Raw genomic sequence first — 22,794 nt, 5'->3', positions numbered from 1 at the left:
TAATAAAATTGGTATTAATCAAGCTCGCTACAAATTTGCTCACGAGTGTCTTTATCAAAGTAGGTCCATGCAATAAAGCGGCTAATTTTTTGACCTTGTGCCATATCAACAATTTTATACTGTGCTATTGGGTGAGCTTTTAATACTTCTTCAAGGGCTGCAATATTATCCTTTTTAGAGACTAACGATGTAAACCAGAGTACTTGCTCTGCAAAGTCTTCGCTTTCTTTAATCATATTAGAGATAAACTGTACTTCACCGCCTTCACACCACAATTCATTATTATGACCACCAAAATTAAGCGTGCTACTGGGTGTTTTTCCTAAGTTTTTCCATTTACGTTCACTGCCTTTACTTGCCTCTTCTTCACTTGCATGAAACGGAGGGTTACAGAGCGTTAAATGGTATAGATCTTTTTGATTTATAACGCCTTTAAAAATATGTGATGCGTTTTTTTGATGTTTTAGGGTGATTTTTAAACGATTAAACTGAGCAATTTGCTTTGCTATTTTTACTGAGGCTGTATCAATATCAGTTCCAGTAAAATGCCACTTATATTCACTTGTACCAGTAAGCGGATAAACTAAGTTAGCGCCAGTGCCAATATCAAGCACTTTAATTTGCTTACCTAAAGGTATTTGTTGTTGATTATCATCACTTAATAGGTCGGCTAAGTAATGAATGTAGTCAACACGCCCAGGTATAGGTGGGCATAAGTTGTGCTCGGGAATATCCCAAAAATCAATATTATAATGTGCTTTTAAAAGAGCTTGATTAAGTGTTTTAACAGCTTTGTTATCACTAAAATCAATGCTTTTAGTCCCTGCAGGTGTGGTTATAACAAAGGGCAGTAGAGCAGGATGCTCTGTTGTTAATAAATCGAAGTTGTACCCATTTTTATGTAGGTTACGAGGGTGTAATTTTGAACGTGCTTTATTTTCTTTCATGGCTTCATTTTAACAACAGATATGATGTGGTGATTGTAACAAATGCTGATGAGTAAAGTGCACACATTTCCTTTGGTATATTTAATATTACTGGTAGGATGAGTTGAAAATAATAAAAAGGAATAACTGTGGCAATTTCTCAGCAATCAATAATTATTAATGTAGCTGATCAGCAAACACTTCATTTACGCCGTATTAGCGATGAAGATCAGCAAGGGCCTATCGTATTTTTTATGCATGGAGCAATAGAAAACGGTAAGATTTTTTACACGCACTCTAATAAAGGACTTGCCCCTTTTTTAGCTGAGCATGGGTATAGATGTTATGTGGCTGATTTACGTGGCCGAGGTGATAGCAAGCCAATCATTTCGAGCGAGTCCGAATATGGACAAACTGAGTCTATCCTAGAAGACATCCCTGCCTTTATTAAGCAAATAGAGTTGATTGAAGGCAAAAAGCCAGACTACTGGGTTGCTCACTCTTGGGGCGGGGTGTTGATGAACAGCGCGTTTGCACGTTTTCCAGAATATATTAACGACGTTAAAGCATGTGTGTATTTTGGCTCTAAGCGTTCTTTATTTAATAATCATCCTCAAAAATTATTACAAGCCAATTTAATTTGGTATTTTATGGCGCCTTTACTTGCTAAAAAACATGGCTATTTAAATGCTAAAGGTTATAAGTGGGGCAGCGATAACGAAACTCAAAAGTCGCATTATCAAAGTATGCAATGGGCTAAAAAGAAGCCATGGATAGATTCTGATGATAATTTTGATTATGCAAAAGCGCTAAACAACCTGCATTTACCGCCAACGCTTCATATTGCTGCGGTAAAAGATAAAGCATTAGCGCAACCAATCGATATTCAAAAATTTATGGACGAATCGGGGCTAGGCATTCAACAAATGCAAATTTACGGTCGTAAACACGGGCATAATTTTGATTACGATCATATTAATATGCTTACCCACCCAAGTGCGCGTGATGATCAATTTAAAGATTTACTTAATTGGTTTAAAGCACATCCGTAAGGGCCTGTTGACCTTTCAGGATTAAAACTTGTTCAATCCAAGGAAGATTTAATCACGGCGCGAAGTTTGTAACCTAGTGGGCTCGGTAACTGCTCCTGCGTTACCCTACTGGCTTACATCCATGTAAAAATAAGTAAAAACCGAGCAACAAAGAGTTAATCGTCCCTAGAGAGAACCCAAAGGGCAGTGGATGTTTGGTCTTTATGCTGCGTTATCGCCTATTTATGGGGAACAACCACACTACATAGGCTCTGCCTTGCCTAAATACCAAACAGCCTACTGCAAATTTAACCTCGAAAGATAAACAGGCCCTAATTAATTCTCATCAAGTAACTTTAGAAGAGGTGTTTTGTAACGCTCCCACTTAGCGATTGCGGCGTTATTAATAGGTTGGCGAATAGCATGTTTACTCAAGGTCGTTACCGGTGTTTTTTGTTTATAAAACGCTAAGCAGCGCTCTTCAAAACTACAGTTTAAAAAACCAAGTAACTGCGTTAGCTGCTCTTTTGGGTTACTCACTAAATCTTCGTAACTGACATCATAAATTGGCATCTCTTTAAAAGAGTGCCAATGGCTCATCAGTTTTTTATACAACTTATGATAAAGCTTAAACTCAGGTAGTGAGCAAAAGTAAGGCTCGTTTTCAGCAAAGTAATTAGTGAAGATAGAAAATGCAGTGGCATTAAAATCACGACTTAAATTTATAAATTTAGCATTTGGAAATAGAATATATATAAGTCCGAGCGACTGATAGTTACTCGGTAGTTTATTTATTATAAAAGGTCTGATGGGCGATGCTGTTTTTAATGTTGTGATATACAGCTCGCGGGCTTTTTTGATTAAATCCGGCGTTAAATGTGCTAAACATTGCGGGTAAGTCACTCCCGTTTTTTGTTCGATAAAAGCAACTGCGTTATTACTAATACTCGTGCTCTCTCCTAGGCTCGAAAACTGACTATGGCTTGCCAACATTTGCTCCACAAGGGTAGAGCCACTACGAGGCATGCCAATAATAAATACAGGCGTGATATTACCCGTAAATTTTTTATCGGCAGAGGCTATAAACTCCTCGGTGTTGTATTTTATTATTTCATCGTAAAAAGGGATTAAATCTCTAGTGTTAAATTCACTTAATTTTTTTTGTAATTTATTCGCCAATATAAAATAATTAAATGCTTGCTCGGTATCCTCAAGTGCATCGTAACTGTTTGCTAATGCGTAGTAACACACCATTTTTAAACGTAAATTACTAGTTTGAGTTAATAAGTGGTGCAAATTACTTACATAATTATGTTCTTTATCAAAGCGACCTAATTGTACAAGTTCAAATAAAATATAGGCTGTTACAGGGTATACACCAATGCTGAGTGCATGAGCAAAAGTTGTATGAGCTTTATCTAACTCGCCATGTGTTAAATAGTGCTGTGCTAAGTAATAATGAGGTTCTGGATTATGACTTGCTAATTTTTTTGCGTATTCAAGCACCGTTAGCGCATCGTTTGGCGAATGAACACCGTTAAAAGCATCAGCAAGGGCATGTAATGGTTCAAGCATATGAGGCAAGCGCTCACAGGCTTTTTGGAGTAGGTATACAGCAGCGTCGTAACGTTCTAGTCGTAAGGCAATTCTGCCTAAGCCAAATAAAGCCTCACCATTTTCAGGGTTACTATTTAAAATTGCTTTAAAATGGAACTCGGCTTCTTTGAGTTTATTTTGTTGCAGTAGTTGGTTGGCTTTTTCAAGTAGCATAGTTATACCAATTTTATTAAAAAATAATCATTCTATCGCATTAAATAGCGTACTCACTGCGTTAAAAATTATTCATATAGAGCAACTATATATCATAGTTTTCGCCTTGTTATTACGCTATTTTCTGAGCGCTATAATAGAACACTTATTCAATGCAATTGGTATTGTTCATTATTATTTTTATTAACTATAAAATTAAAAAGGCGAAATGTCTTTAACATTTCGCCTTTGGTTCTTCATGAAAATAGTTTAAAAAGTATATGTTGCTTTAGCGTAGTAAAAGCCACCGTTAATACCAAACGGAGATGTTTCGTAGAACTGACCACCCCAGTTGTTATTAGGGATGCCCGTTGCATCTGCAAAATCAAGTTTTTCAGCATCTTGGTCGAATAAGTTTTGAGCACCTACTGAGAAGCTAACTGATTCATTTAAGAAGTAAGTTACTTCAGCATCAATAGTGACTGCAGCATCTGCTGTTTTAGCTGTTGCATCATAATCAACGTGAACACCTTGGTATTCGCCGTAGTAGTTTGCACGAGCAAATGCAGAAACTGATTCCCATTGTTGAGACAATGTGAACGTTGCACGATGATTAGGTAAATCTTCTTCTAAACGCTTAACTTTAAACGCACCTGTAATTTCACTAAATTTAGTTACTTCAGTATCATTCCAGTTATATGCAAGGCTAAATGTAGAGCTACCGCCCATTAATTCGGCTGTATAGTTTGCAACTAAATCGATACCTTGTGTTGTTGTGTCAAAGTCGTTTGTAAAAAAGCTTACTTGAGCAAGACCTTGTACATTAGGTACTCCTGCTGCTGCAAGGGTATCTTTGTCTGCTTGGCTTAAGTTGATTTTATCTGATTGGCTAATACGGTCATCTACTTGGATGTTGTAGTAATCAAGCGTTAAAAATAATTCGCCAATTGTGTATACAGCACCAAGCGTATAACTTTGTGATTCTTCCGGCTCAAGCTCTGTACCACCTAATTGCACTGCAATTGGGTTTGTTGGTGGAAGAAGCGCTGAATCTTGTAATACACCGCCATCTAAACTTGTTTGTACATTACTTACGTTAGCTTGACCAACCGTTGGTGCACGGAAACCACTGCTTACAGAACCACGCACGTTTAAGTCTTCAGTTAAATGGTATTGAGCCATTACTTTGTAGTTAGTGGTAGTGCCAAAGCTGTCGTAGTCTTCAAATCGAAGTGCTACGCCCATTAAAAAGTCTTCAGTAAACGGTGCTTCAACATCAACATATGCTGCATAGTTACGGCGAGAAAATTCACCCGCTTGTGATGGTTTAAAACCAGGAAAGCCGTTAGAGCCAATACCAAAGCCTTGTTCTGTTAAAGGGCCTGCTGTGTAAGATGCTTCATCACCAGAGACGATAGTAAATGTTTCTTCATGCCACTCAAAACCACCGGCAATGTTTACATCATAAGCTAAACCAAAGTCGATACCTTTTGATAAATCAAAGTTAAAGTTTTTCTCTAGCTGTTCGTATTTACCCGGGCTGAAGTCTCGTGGTGTATCTGCACCTAAAGAGGCATTAACCGTGTCGTAAATAAAGTAACGTGATTCATTTAAGCCAACAGTACCGCTTAAGTCATAGTAAGTATCTTTTAAGAAGCCACCAGTGAATCGACCTTTAGTACCAATAGTTAAAGAAGTATCAGTAATGTTGCCGCCAAAGTTAGGTGTAAAGCCACCTGGAAGCATCTCATTAAAGGCAAAACAATCTGGGTTGTTTGCTACACCATTTATGTAAGCAGGATCATCTAGTACATTGCCGTCTGTTATTGTGATAGTTGGACAGTTAGCACTCATATCAGGTGTTGTGTCGGCAACAAGTAATGTTTCGCCACCATCATTTGAGTAAACACCAGAACGAGTTTGCGGATTACGGTAATAAAAACCGCCACGTACATCACGTTCAGAGTAGTTACCAAACATGTAAAATTCAGAGTCGTTTGTTAGCTCTAAACCCACATTACCAAAAATAGTAATATCGTCATCTACTTCTGGTGCACCCCATACTTGTGCAAGAGAGGATACATCAGGCACACCGGCAGCTGAAAGTGCTGCAGCATCGGCACGTTGAACTGAACGGCTTGTTGCATCAGCTGTTTTATATTGAAAGCTTAAATTAGCAAAACCATTGTCGGTAAACGGTAAACCTACGTTACCCGACACTTGTGTTGTATCGCCATCACCTTCATAAAATTGACCATGGCGGATTTCTAATTTACCACCTTCTGAAGCGTCTTTTAGTTGGAAATTCATTACACCGGCGATTGCATCAGAACCATACTGCGCAGCCGCGCCATCGCGAAGTACTTCTACTTGTTTAATCGCAATGCTTGGAATAACTGAAATATCTGCGCCTTGCGCGCCATCGTTAATACCACCGCCTAAAAATGCGATTACAGAAGCACGGTGACGACGTTTGCCGTTTAAAAGAACCAATGTGCTGTCTGACGGTAAACCACGTAAGTTAGCTGGACGAACAAGAGAAGCCGCATCACTGATAGGGTTTTGGTGTACGTTAAACGATGGTACTGCACCTTTTAAAAGTTCAAGCATGTCAGTGTTACCTGACTTTTCAAGCTCTTCGCCGCCAATAATGTCGATTGGAACCGGTGAGTCACCTATTGAACGAGGAGCTGAACGCGTACCTACTACGGCAATTTTCTCAACGTTTTTATTTACTTTAGTTTGTTCCTGCTCGTCTGCCGCAATAGCAGATCCAGAAATAAATAACCCTGCAGTGGTTGTAGCTAAAGCAAATTTGATTGCTTGGTTTAGCGCATTACTTTTTAATTTCATTCTAATTTTCCCCAGTTAGAATAATTCTTATTTTTGATGTGAATTTCACATCATTTGTTTTTAACTTAATTTTTTGTTTCACATAAGTTTGAGGTTTTAGCTCAAAAGCCTAATCAATTAAGCTTACTTTTTGTGAAGTCCTATCTACAGACTATAGATAAAAAACAGGAAGGGCAATTACTAATTAACCGTTTGATAACAAAAAGATTCAATTTAAGAAAAAATGCAACAGTGGTGCAAAGTAAAACTAAAATGAACTAAATAAGTGCAAATAAGGCTGTTGAGGGGAATATTAATGCGCTAACTGCATTTAAATGTTATTTATTTGTATCTTTTTTTGTGGGGTTTTCAATGTTTTGTGCGTACCGCCAAGCTGCTAATTTTTCTTTGTATTCATCCCATACGCAGGGACAGCAACTGCCACCACCGCAACATTCATCCGATTTTGGTTTTTCAGGTTTTTGCGGTAATTGATTTGTTATATTCTGCATTGTTGTATGTATTTAATACTAATTTGGTGCAAAGGGTAAGTTAAAGGGTGTTGAAAGTAAATTATTCTTTGTGAACCTGTGCTGCTGTGTGAAAATAAAAGTTATGCGATTATATAAAGTTATTCACCGTGCACCTTGGCGGGTAGTTAAAATTAGTAAAAAACGCCAACAGCTGCGTTTTCGCCGTGCTATGGTGGCGCTTAAAATCGCACTCGCCCAAGAAAAACAAGAAACTAAAGAAATGCTCTCTATTTATAGGCGTTACACTCAAGGCCACACAAGTAAAGAAGAGTTAAAACGCGCAAATGAGCAATTTGTTGATATTTTAAAAGGGTTAGGGCTCGGTGTATTTGCTGTATTACCTTTTGCTCCGCTTACAATTCCTTTAGTTGTTAAATTAGGGAGTTTGGTGGGAGTTGATGTACTGCCAAGTTCGTTTAATATGAACAAATCTATTAAAGAACTAGATGCTAAAATAGATCAAGAAAATCAAAAGCAAGAATCTAAAAATAGCTTAAAAAAGTAGCTAAAATCCCTTCAAATTAGCGATACCTTTTAGGTGCGCTTATTGATATGCTCTTAAGTACCATTTTTATATTATATGAGCTTTTTAATGAGTGCATTACTACGTCATACATCTTCTGGTATTCCTTTATCTTTTATTCTTAAAAACGAATTATCTGACTGGCAAGCACAGCAGCCTGCATTTATACAAAATTGGTTAACTAATACAGGTTTTGAAAAGCAAGGTGTTGCTTTAATTCCTGATGCTAAAACGGGCGAGTTAAGCCAGGTATTTTGTTTAATGCAAAGCAGCGATGATTTTTGGGCTGCGGGTAATTTAGCAAATACACTTCCTACAGGTACTTATCAAATTCAAGGCGACAGCGCTTTTGTAGAGCAGGTTGCTTTAGGGTTTGTACTTGGTGGTTACGAATTTAGTGAATACAAAGAAAAACCAACAGCAAAGGCGCAATTAGCCATTAGCGATAAAGCGTTATATGAACGCATTAGCCAACAAGCTGATGCCATTACACTTGCACGTGATTTAGTTAATACTCCAGCGGTAGATATGATGCCGCAACATTTATCGCAAGTTATGGAAGATTTAGCTGCAACTTACAATGGCGAATTTTCACAGTGGGTTGGCGATGAGTTACTAGAGCAAAACTACCCGACTATTCATATGGTGGGTCGTGCAAGCGAAAATAAACCGCGTTTACTTGATTTAAAATGGGGCGCGACAGATGCTCCATTAATTACACTAGTCGGTAAGGGCGTATGTTTTGACTCAGGCGGACTTGATTTAAAACCAAGCTCTGGCATGCGTAACATGAAAAAAGACATGGGCGGCGCGGCGCACGTAATTGCACTAGCGCAGCTTATTATGGCAGCTAACTTACCAATTAGATTACGTGTACTTGTACCAGCGGTTGAAAATGCAGTATCGCGCAATGCATTTCGCCCAGGCGATGTTATTAAAACGCGCAAAGGTATTATGGTCGAAATTGATAATACCGACGCTGAAGGTCGCTTAGTATTATGTGATGCATTAAGCGAAGCGCAAAACGATAATCCTGAGCTAATTATTGATTTTGCTACTCTCACGGGTGCATGCCGTGTTGCACTGGGCACGGAGCTTCCGGGCTTTTTCTCAACAGAGCGCGATGTAGCAAATGGGATTATTGATGCCGGTTTAAGTGTACATGACCCTGTTTGGCAACTTCCGTTGTTTGAGCAATATAAAAGCTTACTAAAAAGTGATGTAGCCGATATGGCAAACTGCGCAAGTACACCGTTTGGTGGTGCTATTACTGCAGCGCTTTACTTAAAAGAATTTGTTGAACCAACAACACCGTGGGTACACTTTGATGTAATGGCATGGAACTTACGTGCATTACCAGGTCGTCCAACGGGTGGTGAAGCATTAGGTATTCGTGCTGTATTTAACTACTTACAAAATCGTTTTAATAAGTAAGTTTTTGATTCAATAGTAAGAACTTGAGCTTTATGAGCTTTAAACCTCATAAAGCTCAAGTGGCAAGTTATCTGGATCGGCAAAAAAGGTAAACTTTTTGCCGGTTATTTCATCCACTCTAATATCCTCAACGTTTACATCGCACGACTCTAAATACGTTTTTGCAATCTGTACATCCGCTACCTTAAAAGCTAAATGTCTTAAGCCTTGTGCTTCGGGATAGCTGGGTCTTTCGGGCGAACCATCAAACGAAAATAGCTCTATTTGGCTACCATCGGGCATGGCTAAATCTAATTTATATGAATTACGATCAGCTCTAAAGTGCTCATTAATAACGTTAAGTTTAAGTACATTGCTATAAAAGTGTTTAGAACGTGCATAGTCACTACAAATAATCGCAGCGTGATGAATACCTAAAAGTTTCAAATTTAATTCCTTAAAAAGCAAAAACGCACTTAAATAAGTGCGTTTTAAATGTGGCTTATTACATGTTGTGCTAGCTTTGCTCGGCTTCTTTACATGCTTTAACGGCCGGTGCTACAAGCTCTAAACCAGTTTTATCACATGGTGGTAAAGCAGCATCGCTTACACTAATAGGCGTTACACGTTCGCCCCATTTTATGTAACTTGCAGCCCACGTAAGGCCTGCACCAAATGCTGCAGACATAATGTTTGAATGCGGTTTAATTAACCCTTGCTCAACCGCTTCACATAACGCAATAGCAATAGTCGCAGCAGAGGTATTACCATAGTCACCAATGTTAACCATTACTTTTTCGTCAGGTACTTTTAAGCGATGCTGAATAGCCTGAATAATACGTAAGTTAGCTTGGTGTGGAACGAGTACATTAATGTCGTCAAGGCTTAAGTTGGCCTGTTGTAGTACGTCGTCGCAGGCTTCACTCATACCTTTTACAGCACGTTTAAAAATTTCACGGCCTTCAAATAATAAATCAGAAGGACCAATTGGCTCATACTTATTTAAATCGCTACCAAAGTTGGTGATGTGTAAAATATCGCGGTCTTCGCTGTCACAACCGGTTTTGGTACCAAGTAAACCCGCTGGGGTATCGGCAGCTTCAAGTATTACTGCACCTGCACCATCACCAAATAAAACAGCGCTGTCGCGACGTGCCCAGTTTACATACCAGGTCATACGTTCAGCGGCAATAACGACTGCTTTTTTAATCATACCCGCTTGAATTTGTGCTGTAGCAGCTTGCAACGCATATAAAAAGCCCGAACATGCCGCGTTTGTATCCATTGCGGCAGCGCCTGTTGCACCAATATTTTTTTGCACTTGTGAGGCGGTATTTGCCACAACAGTAGAAGGTGTACAGGTTGCTAATATCACTAAATCAATATCTTTAGGATCAATGCCTGCGCACGCAATAGCATGCTTAGCTGCAACGGTTGCCAGCTCAGCGGTACTTACATGACTCACTCGGCGAGATTTAATGCCAGTACGCGTGGTTATCCACTCGTCGGTGGTATCAACTATTTCACTAATTTCATCGTTGCTAATGCTTGCTGGTGGAATGCATTTACCCCAACCAGTGATATGTGCGTAAGGCATAGTATGTTCTCTTAAGGTGGTCTGACATGTGTTACTAATGGGGGAGTTATACCAAAAAACGGCTTTCAAGACTAGTTTATAGCATGCTTTGTATCGTAAATATTCGCAATTACAGATTATTTAAGGTAATGCTAGTATAAAAAAGGAGCAAGTATGAAAACAACACTAATAACAACATTCACTTCAATAACGCTGGCATTAATAACAAATGGGGCTTTTGCTCAGCAGCATAAAATTATTTATGCGGGCAGTTTACTTGCATCCGAAGATCAAAAAGTAAAAACAGAGCAAACGTTAGTCATCACAGATAATACAATAACAGCCATTAAAAACGGCTACCTCACAAAAGCAGAACTCAACCTACCTGATGCCGATATTATCAATCTTAAAAATCAATTTGTAATGCCAGGTCTTATCGATATGCATGTTCACGTTACGTTTGAACGAGATGCTAAAGCAAACCCTCATCGCTGGGCTACAGAATATGATGCCGATTATGCTTTGCGTTCAATTAAATATTTACAACGTACGCTCGATGCGGGTTTTACATCAGTGCGAGATTTAGGTAGCGATCACAAAGTAATATTTCCGCTAAAACGCGCTATTGAGCGAAATGATATTAACGGCCCTCGCATTTTTGCAGCGGGCAATACGATATCGCCTACCGGTGGACACGCAGATATGCACGGTTATCGAAAAGATATTACAGATGCGGTTACAGGCGGGATTGGTATATGTAATGGCGCGGATGATTGTAGCCGTGCGGTACGCGAGGTAATTAAAAGTGGTGCTGATGTAATTAAAATTACTGCCACGGGTGGAGTACTAAGTAATACCGCTGCTGGGGTTAACCAACAACTTACAGATGCAGAGCTGATTGCAATTGTTGATACGGCTCACCACTTAGGGCGTAAAGTTACAGCGCATGCACACGGTACACAAGGTATAAAAGCGGCCTTAAAAGCCGGTGTAGATTCTATTGAGCATGGCTCTTATTTAGATAAAGAGGCAATAAAGTTATTTAAAAAAACGGGAGCTTATTTAGTACCGACGCTTTTAGCGGGGGCAACGGTAAGTGAAGAGGTGCTTACAAATCCAAATATGCCACCGGCAATAGCCGACAAAGTGCGTGAAGTAACTCCAAAAATGCAGGCTTCGTTTAAACTTGCACTGAAAAATAAGGTTAATATAGCCTTTGGAACAGACTCTGGGGTATCGCGTCATGGGCTTAATGCTAACGAATTTAGTTTAATGGTAAACAATGGAATGAGCGAAGCCCAAGCTATTAAATCAGCAACCATACATGCAGCTAAACTGCTGGGGCAAAGCGCACTCATTGGCGACTTGAGTGTTGGTAAACAAGCAGATATTATCAGTGTGAATGGCTCACCGCTTAAAAATATTGACGTACTTAAAAACGTGCAATTTGTTATGAAAGCTGGGCAAGTTTATAAACAATAGGGAAGGTTATGAGCAGCAAAATAAAAGTGTCGTTGTTTAATCATTTGATTGACGCTGAGCGCCAGTTACTAGACCCAGAAGTTCGCCAATCTGAGCGCGCATTAGATGCTTTACTCGATGATGAATTTATCGAAATTGCTGCCAATGGCACTACATTTAATAAATACCAAGTACTTACCCGCTTACCTACCGAGGTTGTGCCACAGTTTTATAATCAGCATTTTAAGGGCCGAATGCTGAGCGATGATGTAGTGCAACTTAGTTACCAAGCTGCTTTTAGGCGCTCTGCTCGCGCTGAGTTTAATTATTCATTGCGTATGTCGCTTTGGCGTAAAAGTAATGAACAATGGAAAATGGTGTTTCACCAAGGAACGCCTTGTGCGCCGTTTTCAATTTCGATGGATGATGATTAAAAATCATATAACCGTTAAAATAACCTTATTAAACATTTGATTGGGCAATAACCTGTTGTTAATGCGTACCGACCCCACCATTAGTCGATTATTAATGCTGCGAAGCGGCGCTATTGCCGTGCAATTAATTGCGGTACTTAGCGTTTATTTTTTACTAGAACATCAAATTGCATTACTGCCTTTACTTATTGTTATTGCCGTTGAGGCTGTGTTTCAGCTTATTAGCCTATTTGCTTATCGAAATGTAAGCCGTGCTAAACCTTTGGGTATGTTGATGCAGTTAACTGCAGACGTATTATTTTTAACGGTTTTACTATCGCTAAGCGGCGGTGCAACTAATGCATTTGTTTCGCTGTTATTGCTCCCGATAATGATAGCTGCTGTTACGCTGCGAGAAAAAGGATTAGCTTATATTGCGGTATTAGCCATTGCCGCATACAGTTTGCTACTTATAAAGATGCCCGATCACAGTATGCATCAAATGAATATGAGTGGTCATTTTATTGGCATGTGGGTTAATTTTGTTTTAAGTGCCAGCGTAATTGCACTTGTTATTGGCGCAATGAGCAGGGCACTTAAAGAGCGAGAGCGAATTATTGCAAACGTGCGTGAAAAACAATTGCGTAATGAACAGCTTGTTACCCTTGATGGGGCTGCTGCACAAATCACCCATCAACTAGCGACCCCAATTGCAAACTTACAGTTACTGTTTGAAGAGTTATTAGAAGAGCAACCAAACAACCCAATTGTTAAGCACATGCAAGCGCCGCTTACTCAGTGTAGTACGCAGCTTAACGACTTTAGAAAACTCTCAGAGCAGTTACGCCTTAAAAATTCACAAGAGCATACCACCGTAAAGCAACTGCAAACGCAAATTACAGATACGCTTTTACTGCAATACCCTGATCAGTACATTAAATGGATTACGCCACCTATTGCGGCAACGCTATTGAGTGATGCGATGTTATTGCCTGCTATTTTAAATTTATTGCAAAACGCCGCGCTCGCTAATCAAAAACAAGGTAAAACTCAATTAGAGCTGAGTTGGCAGCAAGATAACTTACATAGCGAATGCGTTTACTTGTTAATTCGTGATTTTGGCCGTGGCTTTTCATCATCGCAATTAGTAGAGCTTGGCGGGCAACTTATGCCAAGCGATCAGGGAATGGGGCTTGCTGTGCTTTTATCAAATGTTACTTTTGAGCGTTTAAATGGCTCACTTACCTTGTTTAACCATGCAGATGGCGGCGCTGTCGCCAAAGTTAAACTCGCTATTGTAAACATTGAGAAAACAGCCTCATGAAGTTACTTATAATTGAAGACGACATTAATTTAGCCAGCACACTGGCAAGGCGCTTAACTAAACAAAGCTTTGCCTGCGAGGTGGCGCATAACCAAAGTGATGCGTTACTTGCTGCGCGTAAATTATTGCCCGACTTTGTTTTATTAGACATGAAACTAGGCGACGATAACGGACTTACACTCATAAAGCCGCTGCGTAGTTTGCTCCCCCAAGCTCATATTGTTTTACTAACCGGTTTTGCAAGTATAGCAACCGCAGTAGAGGCAATGCGTTTAGGCGCAAACGATTACCTTACTAAGCCGGTTGATATGGCAACATTATTAAAAGCGCTTAACACCGAGCCTGTGTCATCGGCATCGAATGTTATTGATGATGCGGTTATGTCGCCGGAGCGCTTAGAGTGGGAGCATATTCAACAAGTATTACACAGTAATAATGGCAATGTGTCGGTTACCGCGCGGCAACTTAATATGCATAGACGTACTTTGCAGCGCAAGTTACAAAAAAAGCCGGTGCAGCAGTAATTTATTACTTAATTTAAGGAAAGTGTTATGAGCGATGATGCAGCTATATTAATGCAAAACCAAAAAATTATTTTATTTGATGCGCAATGTAAGCTTTGCAGCGCGTGGTGTAACTTTATTATTGCTCACGATAAAACTACTATTTTTAAATTATGCAGCGTGCAATCTCCAAAAGGAGAACTGTTGTTAACACACTTTGGTTTTTCAACCAGTGAATACGCTTCAATGGTGCTTGTTGAAAATGGTAAAGCATTTACACAAAGCCATGCTTTTTTTAATGTTGTTAAGCAGCTAGGTTACCCATACAAACTAGCAAACGTATTTAGTATTTTGCCAAATAGGTTTAATAATTGGTTATACGATAGGGTTGCTTTAAATAGGTATTCGTTATTTGGAAAATATCAGTATTGCAGAGTACCCAACCCAGAGGATGCTAAACATTATTTATAAATTAGGCGTTAATACACTGCAGTATAAGTAGATGATAGGTTTATGAGGTTGTGCTAAAATCGCCGCGTTTAATTTTAGCTAACGGTATAAAAGGCTTTTTTCATGGCAAACACAGCACATGCACTTCACATTTTGGTTAAGCACAAAGAAATTGCAGAAGATATTATTAAGCAATTAGGTAAAGGTGCAAAGTTTCAGACCTTAGCTAAAAAGTATTCGTCATGCCCATCGGGTAAAAAAGGCGGTGACTTAGGTGAATTTAGACGCGGACAAATGGTTCCACAGTTTGACAAAATTGCATTTAAAGGCGCAATTTTAGAGCCACACCTAGTTAAAACAAAATTCGGCTGGCATGTGATTAAAGTACTTTATCGTACTTAATAGATCCGTTAACAATTACGCAAAAGGCTGCACAATGCAGTCTTTTATTTCTGTATACACTCTAATTTTGATTCTGTTGATATTTCTAAATTAATCCAATTAACAAATGTATGCATAATGTTATTGAAAGCTTGTCTCTGCAGCGAACATCCTCTTAAGAATACTTTTTGAACCCAAAAAAGGCAAAGATGTAAAAAAAATGTTTATTTTTTACGTTTTGTTTATTATTATTGATCTGATAAAAATATAATAATTAAATCAATAAAGAATAGGGATATTAAATAGTGTTCGCATCTTGCTCAAAACTAATAGGTTTGTCTTTTCTAACTATTTTATCATTTGAATCAAATGCCTCATCCAGTTGGGTGCCAATTGCTAATGATGGGATCACCACTTTTATTCCTGTTCCGCAAGTTACAGTCAATGGAGTTGGTGTTTACACCACTGGTGACAGTACTCGTATATCCATAGGCGATATAGGCGCATCAACAGCTTATTACTTCCGTACTAAAGATGTCAACAGCGGTGCTTTAGGGCCACTGCAATGTAAAACTGCCGAGCAAGTCAAAAATGATGGAAATAGCATATTAGCCGATCCAGGCATAAACACAGGCAAATATACGTATCAAGTTTCAGCCTGTATGACCGGTAGTGGCTGCGACATAAATGCGTTTGAATCAGGAAGTCTAGCTTGTTCAATACCTGGCGCTACAAATCAGTTTGAATATAAAAGCGTAGCAGGAACAAGAGCAATCAGTGTATCTGATAGTGCAACAGAACATGTTGGTACCATAGCCGCGCAGTTTAGGGTATCTGAAAGTGGGGCCGCAACTTATAACGTTCCAATTTCAATCCCGAAGGGAACTGCTGGTGTTGCACCGCAGGTTTCGCTTAATTATAGCTCTCAAGCTGGCGATGGAATAGTTGGGCAAGGTTGGTCTTTAAGCGCTTCTTCTGCAGTGACTCGTTGTGGTAAAACCCCTGTTTACGACGGTAAACAAGGGGGAGTTAGTTTAACAAAAAGTGACAGACTTTGTTTTAACGGTCAACGATTACTAAAAAATAGAACTGCAAATACAAAGCACACCTCTGATATTGGGATTACAGACACATCTTATTGGAGCGAATCGAGCGTTTACCATACAGCGGTAGATAGCTTTAACATTATTAAGCCTCATTATGTTGCAGGCACATTAAGAGCATTTACAGTAGAGAATAAAGCAGGTGAAATTCACTATTTTGGTGATGTGAGCGCAATAGATTCAAATAAAAAATCATTATTAGGTAAAAGCTTAACAAGAACATTTAAAACGGTTGGTGGCTCAGAAACTCAGGGCAAAAATGATGCCTATATTCACAGTGAAAATAACACTGATTTAGCAAGAATGTGGCTCGTTAAGGCTGTGCAAGATGTTAAAAGTAATTACTTTGTATATAACTATAATGATTTTTACGGTAAGTATTCTACCCATCATGGTGAAAGCTATTTAAAGAGTATTGATTACTCTGGTAATGCAGTTTTAAATAAAGTGCCATACGCTTCAATTATTTTTACTTATAAAGAAAGTAAAAAACAGAAATCAGGTTACTCTGCGGGTTCACCAATTTACCAAAGTCAACTATTAGAAAGCGTTCAAGTACAAATAGATAAAAAACTATTTAGGTCTTATACACTCTCGTACTATGAATCAGACTTTCAAGATGAAAAAAACTATTTAGAATCATTAAAAGAATGTGCAGGGAATAGTGTATGTAATGAAACAATGATCTTCAATTGGCAAAAACCGGCACCAATTACTACACAAACACGAGAGGAGTGCCACACAGAAGATACAACGCCCTTATCACGTATCTGCAGGCAGGTACCTGTATCTGATTCATTCAAACCGTTTTCGTCATCGTCATCTAAAACTGTAACAACAAAAAACAATAATAAAGCATTGATATTCGATTTTAACGGTGACGGCTACTCAGATATCATCTATCCCGATGGTGCTTGGAAAGTTAAATATGGACCAAGTTTATCATCAGCCACGACTTTAGTAGGGACTGACAGCCTTACATCGAATGCAGAACGAGCTCGCATTATTGATTTTGATGGTGACGGCGTTCTAGATTTTATAGTTGCTCAAAACAATACTTCTAATTGGAAGGTAATTTCTAATAAACAGACTGTTGTAACCACAACACAATGTGCCAGATATGCGGGAGGCAATTGCTATAAAGTAAACAGAAATTTGAATGTAAGAGATACAGGTATACTAGCATCAGGCCTTAAAACATTAACTCAAATTGTAGATGTTGATGGAGACAGTCTTCAGGATATAGTCATTTCTGATGGCCTGAACTTAAAGTATTACCATAATCAGGGCTTAGGTTTATTTTCTTCAGCTAAACCCTTATTAACTGTGCCTGCAGGTCAAGCTAATACACCAGGTAATAGTGTTACTAACTCTATTGTATTTGGTAATAGTATATATTCAAAAACAGCCGGTAGAAAAAATGCAACAATTTTAGATTTTGATGGCGATGGCATAACAGATATTTTACTTGGCAGATACACCTATGAAACAGAGTGCGAGCAAGAGGATAGAGAATATATTTGTAATCAATACCTTACAACCGTTTGGTATTTATATTCAGGCAGTGATTGGACCAAACCAGCTCAAATATTTACTAGCGGCAATGGATTTTCATCGCCGAAAGCAGTCGATCTTAATGGAGATGGTTTAACTGACATATTATGGAGAACAAGCGAAGAATTAAGGTATCGCCTAAGTGATGGGACTAAGTTACTTGATACTGACACTGTTAAAGTTGCTACAACTACAGGAAGCCGAATCTTACAAGTTACTAAAGAACAGGAAGATTTAAGCTACTTCATGGACGTTTCTGGTGATGGTAGAACCGACCTTCTTATTTCTAACACCGCAAAAACAGGGCGTAGTACATACTTTTCAATGCCAGTTAAGGGTCACCCAGATAAAATATATTTTCAGCAACGGGGTAGTTGGACATTCGACGAAAACAAAATGACCCAGTTTGCCGATATAGACGGTGACGGTAAGTTAGACTGGCTGCAAGGAACTAATTCTGAGTGGAAAGTATACCTTAATAAAGATGCTGGGAAATTAATGAATGTAATATCAAATGTCGATAATGGCCACGGTATTACAAACAATATTACTTATTCAAGTATTACTAATACCTTTAATAACTTTGCTGAGCACAATACTGCGACCTATATACAAAATCATTCCTCAAATGGGCTAACAGAAGATGGGTCGTTAGACCCTGATTATATATCACCTAAAACAGGCATGTTTATGGTGTCGCGAGTTGACTCTTTAAGTAACTATGGTACTACTCAATCGGTAATATACCAATACGGTGGTCTATTAATGCACAAAAAAGGCTATGGAAACCTTGGGTTTGAATTGCTCCGTACTTTAGATTTGCAAACGTGTACAACCGAAACTGCATATAAAAATGAAGTAATAGGTTACGATGATGACGGTACACCGTTTTGGGGTAAACGTCCCTATTCCTATACAAATTATGATACCTGTATGGCTACAACAACGGTGTATAACCAACTTGCGCCTTATACAGGTATTCCTAAGTCAACTGTTCAAACATTTGGGGTTGGCTCTGACGCAGTAATAGTAAGTGAAGCAATTAATAGTGTAGGTAATAAAGCAACAGTAAATGGCGGTATCCAAGCTTACATTGAAAAATCGACTGAAGTTAGCTATGCACTAAACAAAGAGCTAACTGCCAGTAGCGTAGCCACAAGAAGTATTACCGAAAACGAATATGATTTTTACGGTAACGTAGAAACAATTACAAACACAACAGATAACAAAGCGTCTGGCGCAGTATCAACATCAAATGTATTGTCTGTTATTACAGAAAACACATACGGCAGTTCGAGTGTTGATAAAAAAATGGGCCGATTGGCAACCTCTCGAGTAAGTAAAATACTGAAAATAGGTGGGGTCACGGCTCCGGTTAACGGTACTGCTGGAAGCATAGTTAACAATGCGAGTTTTACCTATAATAGCGATAAACTATTAAAAACAGAAACTACGGCCTTTGGAACAACAACGCATGGCTACGATGAATGGGGTAATAAAAACAGTAGTACGTTTGTTACAAATAATTCAACAGGGAATGTGTCTAGTTCTCGCTCAACATCAATGCAATACGATAGTCGAGGCCGTTTTGTGGTTAGCTCGACTAATTCAAAAGGGTTTACAACAACAAGTAGATATAAAACGACTACTTCAGGCACAAGTTTCACCCAATTACCTAAAGGTATAATATTAGCCACTCAGGTTGAGGGCGAGAACGGCGGTAAAGTTACAAAAGAGTATAATTACTTTGGTACGCCAACTAAAACACTATCAAGTACGGGTAGTCAATCACCTACATTGCAGTCGGCAACATACACACGTTTGTGTAGTAATGTCTCTTGTGGTGTTGCAGGGGCATTTCAACGAATAATTAGTGCGGCATCTGGCATGCCAGAAACGCACACATACCTTGATGCATGGGGGCGTGAGCTTGTAACTAAAAAACGTTTACTGAGCGGCAATTGGCAGGTTGTAGAAAAAGATTACGATGAACAAGGCCGAGCTAAATGGGTCTCGGAGCCTGGTAGCGGCAGTGCATCAACTTATAAAACGACGTTTAGCTACGATAAACTAGGCCGAGTTGATAACGAGTTAAAGCCAACGGGTGACACCGTTACCCGTGAATACGATGGACTAACAACCACAACTACCGACGAAAAAGGCAACAAACAAAAAGTAACAACTAACTTTGTAGGCCAAAAAGTATTAGTGCAAAGCTTAAGCGCAGAGGGCGAAACGCTCACTAAATTAGCCTATACCTATAGTGCTAACAACGATTTACTTACAACTAAAGTATACAAAGGTAATACGTTTAGCCATACACAAGTAACGCTAGTAGTAGATAAATATGGTCGCAAAACAAGTATGACCGACCTTGATAAAGGTACATGGCGCTATACATATAACGGCTTTGGCGAGCTAATTACGCAAACTAACAGCAGTAACCAAACGCTTGCTATGCGCTATGATGAATTAGGCCGAAAAATTGCGAGACTTGACGTAGACGGTTTAACCTGTTGGGAATATGACTCGCAATTAAAAGGCGCATTAAGTCGCGTTGCCTATAAAAAAGGTGCGAATCAAAACACCAACATGTGTAGCAGTAATTGGCCAACGCAACCTAATTACCAAGAAACATACACCTACGGTGATAATAATAAATTAGCTGAAACAGAAACCCTTATTGACGGTGAAATTTTTTACAGCCAATTAATGTACGACGAATATAATCGCGTTAAATACACGCAATACCCAGCAAATGGCTTTACTGTTGAACATGGTTATAACGACTATGGCATGGCAACAAAGCTGACTAATGTAACCCCCAACCATCGCGATTTTGGAAAAGTATACCAAGAAGTAAAAGCAATGGATGCACGCGGTAATATAACTGACGTGCGTTATGCCAATGGTGTAAAGCAAACTAAAGGCTATAAAGCAACCAGTGGTTATATTGATAGCATGTCGCTTACCAAAGGCAGTAGCATGCTACACAACCAAAGTTTTAAGTTTGATGAAGTTGGTAACCTAACAGAGCGTAAACATAACTTCGCTTTAGGTGGCTCAGCGCATGATTACTGCGAAAGCTTCGGATACGATAGCTTAAATAGACTTGATTGGAGTCGTACCCAAGCAAGTACCACTACGTGTAACGAAAGTAGTGGCGGTATATATAAAAATTATGATTACGATGCATTGGGTAATTTTGAATATAAACAAGGTGCAGGGCATTACACATATCACAGCAGCATTAAAAACCGTGTATTAAAAGTAACAAGCGGCGCTAATGGCACAGGAACAGTGATATACGACTTTAGCAATTCCAACAGCTACGATAACCGAGGCAATGTACTTTCAGATGGCTCGCGTACCTTTACCTATAGCGCGTACGATAAACCAACGCGTATTACTAAAGGCGGTATTTATACCGACATGGCATACGACCATAATCGTAATTTATACAGCCGCACAGATAAACGCAGCAATGGTACAACTCATACACTTTATGTAAAAGGGCTATACGAACGTATTAAAGGCAGTAATGGTATAACTGAGCATAAATATTACGTTGGTAATGTTGTTGTAACAGACCGCTCTAACGGTAATAACGATACTTTTTACTTACATAAAGACCATTTAGGTTCAACCACGTCAATTACCAATGCCAGTGGCGCGGTAGTGCAGCATATAAATTACGATGCATGGGGCAAACAAAACCGTTTTAGCACTTCAAGCAGTTTACAAACGCTACTATCGCAACAAAGCCCTGCTGAAAGTAAAGGGTATACTGGGCATAAAGAGCTGAGTGATTTAGGTATTATTCATATGGGTGGCCGTATTTATGATGCTACATTGGGCAGGTTTTTGCAGGCTGATCCTTTTATTCAAGCGCCTACTAATAGTCAAAGTTATAATCGTTATAGTTATGTGTTGAATAATCCGTTAAGTTATACCGATCCGAGTGGTTATTTTTTGAATCCTCTCAAAAAAATTGGAAGAAATATTATTCGAGGAGCCGCCAAAATATTTGGTGCAAAGGTTGTTGGTATAGTAGGAAATATAGCATCATTATTTTGCGGCCCTTATGCACCAGCGTGTGCTGGGGCATGGAATTATGAATTTAGCAGAGCAATGGGCGTTTCATCTAGTGGTGCATTGAGAGGAGCATTTACTGCTGCTGCGACAGTTTATGCTTTTCAACAAATAGGGGGGCATTTCAAGAGTGTGAGCGGAGGTCCGGGAGCCAACATTAGTTTTGGTGGTAATATGTTGACAGGGAGCCAAGTTGCTCAGCAAATAGCAGCCCATGCTCTGGTCGGTGGTATTTCTGCTGAGCTAAATGGTGGTAAATTTGGACATGGTTTCTTTAGTGCGGGTATAACAAAAGGGCTAGGTGGTGCGTACCTACCGGGAGGTTCGGATTTGAGTGCGAGTGAAGTTGCATACGGAACTGTTGTTTCTGCTGTTATTGGTGGAACTGCGTCAGTCATCTCTGGTGGTAAGTTTGCAAATGGTGCTAATACAGCAGCGATGCAGTATTTGTTTAACCAAGCTGCTAAAAGTACATTTGGAAAGACAAAAGAGAGAATTACCAGACGAGCATTTAGGGATGGTAAAGGGGTTACGTCAGAACGAGAGTTAGGCAAACCTAAATGGGTTGGGATTCAGGCTGTTGGTCCTTTAGTTGATAAACTAGCTAAATTGCCAAACTATTTAACACTTGCCGTGAATTTAGAGATTTTAGAGCAAGAATATGGTATGTATGAATTAGTAGAAGTATTTGAAGTCGAATACACCTATAAGGTTTCGCGTGATGGTACATATGACTACAGTAGTGAAATACTGCATATTGGCCCAGAAATACCAACAGGAGAAACGAGCTGGATGTTTACAGGACAATCAACAGGCTTTTCACCTATTGACATAAGAGGGTGTATATTCTCATGTGAAGGATATGGAGCAGGAGTATTCGGAAATGGTGGATAATATGAAAATTAGGAGTCAATCAATTTTACTATTGCT

General features: G+C 39.2%; 16 protein-coding genes. 10 read left to right on the top strand and 6 right to left on the bottom strand.

The window, feature by feature from the left end; all coding sequences use genetic code 11:
* Positions 1-14: 14 nt before the first annotated feature.
* A complete protein-coding gene (rlmF, locus tag H5159_RS17740; protein ID WP_182780773.1) occupies positions 15-947 on the bottom strand; it encodes a 23S rRNA (adenine(1618)-N(6))-methyltransferase RlmF in 933 nt (310 codons plus the stop codon).
* 128 nt (positions 948-1,075) lie between these two features.
* Between rlmF and H5159_RS17735 the strand changes: the two genes are divergently transcribed.
* Complete coding sequence (locus H5159_RS17735; RefSeq protein ID WP_182712354.1) at positions 1,076-1,978, top strand: alpha/beta fold hydrolase; 903 nt, start codon at positions 1,076-1,078, stop codon at positions 1,976-1,978.
* A 315-nt stretch (positions 1,979-2,293) separates the two neighbouring features.
* On the opposite strand, the gene H5159_RS17730 is transcribed toward H5159_RS17735, so the two are convergent.
* From H5159_RS17730 to H5159_RS17720, 3 genes are all read right to left on the bottom strand, one after another.
* On the bottom strand, positions 2,294-3,727 hold the full coding sequence (locus H5159_RS17730; RefSeq protein WP_154902926.1) for a sulfotransferase: 1,434 nt from the start codon (positions 3,725-3,727) through the stop codon (positions 2,294-2,296).
* A gap of 249 nt (positions 3,728-3,976) precedes the next feature.
* Positions 3,977-6,559 (bottom strand): TonB-dependent siderophore receptor, encoded by a 2,583-nt coding sequence (locus H5159_RS17725; protein WP_039488458.1) that lies wholly within the window; start codon positions 6,557-6,559, stop codon positions 3,977-3,979.
* 317 nt (positions 6,560-6,876) lie between these two features.
* Positions 6,877-7,050 (bottom strand): oxidoreductase-like domain-containing protein, encoded by a 174-nt coding sequence (locus tag H5159_RS17720; protein WP_154902924.1) that lies wholly within the window; start codon positions 7,048-7,050, stop codon positions 6,877-6,879.
* A gap of 103 nt (positions 7,051-7,153) precedes the next feature.
* On the opposite strand from H5159_RS17720, the gene H5159_RS17715 reads away from it, so the two are divergent.
* A complete protein-coding gene (locus tag H5159_RS17715) occupies positions 7,154-7,576 on the top strand; it encodes a hypothetical protein (protein ID WP_002959004.1) in 423 nt (140 codons plus the stop codon).
* Positions 7,577-7,663: 87 nt separating this feature from the next.
* A complete protein-coding gene (locus H5159_RS17710) occupies positions 7,664-9,028 on the top strand; it encodes a M17 family metallopeptidase (RefSeq protein WP_154902923.1) in 1,365 nt (454 codons plus the stop codon).
* Between the two features lie 39 nt (positions 9,029-9,067).
* Here the strand turns inward: H5159_RS17710 and H5159_RS17705 are convergent, their stop codons facing one another.
* Entirely contained in the window at positions 9,068-9,454 is a 387-nt protein-coding gene (locus H5159_RS17705) for a VOC family protein (protein ID WP_182681582.1), read from the bottom strand.
* Between the two features lie 70 nt (positions 9,455-9,524).
* Positions 9,525-10,604 (bottom strand): ketoacyl-ACP synthase III, encoded by a 1,080-nt coding sequence (locus H5159_RS17700; protein ID WP_182194756.1) that lies wholly within the window; start codon positions 10,602-10,604, stop codon positions 9,525-9,527.
* Positions 10,605-10,757: 153 nt separating this feature from the next.
* Between H5159_RS17700 and H5159_RS17695 the strand changes: the two genes are divergently transcribed.
* The 7 genes from H5159_RS17695 (at position 10,758) to H5159_RS17665 (ending at position 22,758) form a co-directional block, all read left to right on the top strand.
* On the top strand, positions 10,758-12,065 hold the full coding sequence (locus tag H5159_RS17695; RefSeq protein WP_182780772.1) for an amidohydrolase family protein: 1,308 nt from the start codon (positions 10,758-10,760) through the stop codon (positions 12,063-12,065).
* An 8-nt stretch (positions 12,066-12,073) separates the two neighbouring features.
* Positions 12,074-12,478 carry a DUF4440 domain-containing protein gene (locus tag H5159_RS17690; RefSeq protein WP_024595765.1) on the top strand — a complete coding sequence of 135 codons (405 nt, stop codon included), beginning with the start codon at positions 12,074-12,076 and terminating at the stop codon, positions 12,476-12,478.
* A gap of 61 nt (positions 12,479-12,539) precedes the next feature.
* Positions 12,540-13,781 carry an ATP-binding protein gene (locus H5159_RS17685; RefSeq protein ID WP_182780771.1) on the top strand — a complete coding sequence of 414 codons (1,242 nt, stop codon included), beginning with the start codon at positions 12,540-12,542 and terminating at the stop codon, positions 13,779-13,781.
* Entirely contained in the window at positions 13,778-14,305 is a 528-nt protein-coding gene (locus H5159_RS17680; protein ID WP_182780770.1) for a response regulator transcription factor, read from the top strand. The genes H5159_RS17685 and H5159_RS17680 overlap by 4 nt, the downstream gene beginning before the upstream one ends.
* A gap of 27 nt (positions 14,306-14,332) precedes the next feature.
* A complete protein-coding gene (locus tag H5159_RS17675) occupies positions 14,333-14,755 on the top strand; it encodes a thiol-disulfide oxidoreductase DCC family protein (RefSeq protein ID WP_182692720.1) in 423 nt (140 codons plus the stop codon).
* Positions 14,756-14,857: 102 nt separating this feature from the next.
* Positions 14,858-15,136: a peptidylprolyl isomerase gene (locus H5159_RS17670; protein ID WP_002959014.1), complete on the top strand. Its 279-nt coding sequence runs from the start codon at positions 14,858-14,860 to the stop codon at positions 15,134-15,136.
* Positions 15,137-15,420: 284 nt separating this feature from the next.
* Positions 15,421-22,758 (top strand): FG-GAP-like repeat-containing protein, encoded by a 7,338-nt coding sequence (locus tag H5159_RS17665; RefSeq protein WP_182780769.1) that lies wholly within the window; start codon positions 15,421-15,423, stop codon positions 22,756-22,758.
* Positions 22,759-22,794: the final 36 nt, after the last annotated feature.

Source organism: Pseudoalteromonas sp. SG43-1 (assembly GCF_014164415.1).
GTDB classification, from domain to species: Bacteria; Pseudomonadota; Gammaproteobacteria; order Enterobacterales; family Alteromonadaceae; genus Pseudoalteromonas; species Pseudoalteromonas distincta.
The sequence above is the reverse complement of the archived record's forward strand: the minus strand, read 5'-3'. Positions and strand labels throughout refer to the sequence as shown.

Bases quoted from the DNA above. Each gene is read 5' to 3' on its own strand.
- H5159_RS17715 (WP_002959004.1), top strand. From the start codon at position 7,154: ATGCGATTATATAAAGTTATTCACCGTGCACCTTGGCGGGTAGTTAAA.
- H5159_RS17700 (WP_182194756.1), bottom strand. From the start codon at position 10,604: ATGCCTTACGCACATATCACTGGTTGGGGTAAATGCATTCCACCAGCA.
- H5159_RS17695 (WP_182780772.1), top strand. From the start codon at position 10,758: ATGAAAACAACACTAATAACAACATTCACTTCAATAACGCTGGCATTA.
- H5159_RS17690 (WP_024595765.1), top strand. From the start codon at position 12,074: ATGAGCAGCAAAATAAAAGTGTCGTTGTTTAATCATTTGATTGACGCT.
- H5159_RS17675 (WP_182692720.1), top strand. From the start codon at position 14,333: ATGAGCGATGATGCAGCTATATTAATGCAAAACCAAAAAATTATTTTA.
- H5159_RS17670 (WP_002959014.1), top strand. From the start codon at position 14,858: ATGGCAAACACAGCACATGCACTTCACATTTTGGTTAAGCACAAAGAA.
- H5159_RS17685 (WP_182780771.1), top strand. From the start codon at position 12,540: ATGCGTACCGACCCCACCATTAGTCGATTATTAATGCTGCGAAGCGGC.
- H5159_RS17725 (WP_039488458.1), bottom strand. From the start codon at position 6,559: ATGAAATTAAAAAGTAATGCGCTAAACCAAGCAATCAAATTTGCTTTA.
- H5159_RS17680 (WP_182780770.1), top strand. From the start codon at position 13,778: ATGAAGTTACTTATAATTGAAGACGACATTAATTTAGCCAGCACACTG.
- H5159_RS17730 (WP_154902926.1), bottom strand. From the start codon at position 3,727: ATGCTACTTGAAAAAGCCAACCAACTACTGCAACAAAATAAACTCAAA.
- H5159_RS17720 (WP_154902924.1), bottom strand. From the start codon at position 7,050: ATGCAGAATATAACAAATCAATTACCGCAAAAACCTGAAAAACCAAAA.
- H5159_RS17710 (WP_154902923.1), top strand. From the start codon at position 7,664: ATGAGTGCATTACTACGTCATACATCTTCTGGTATTCCTTTATCTTTT.
- rlmF (WP_182780773.1), bottom strand. From the start codon at position 947: ATGAAAGAAAATAAAGCACGTTCAAAATTACACCCTCGTAACCTACAT.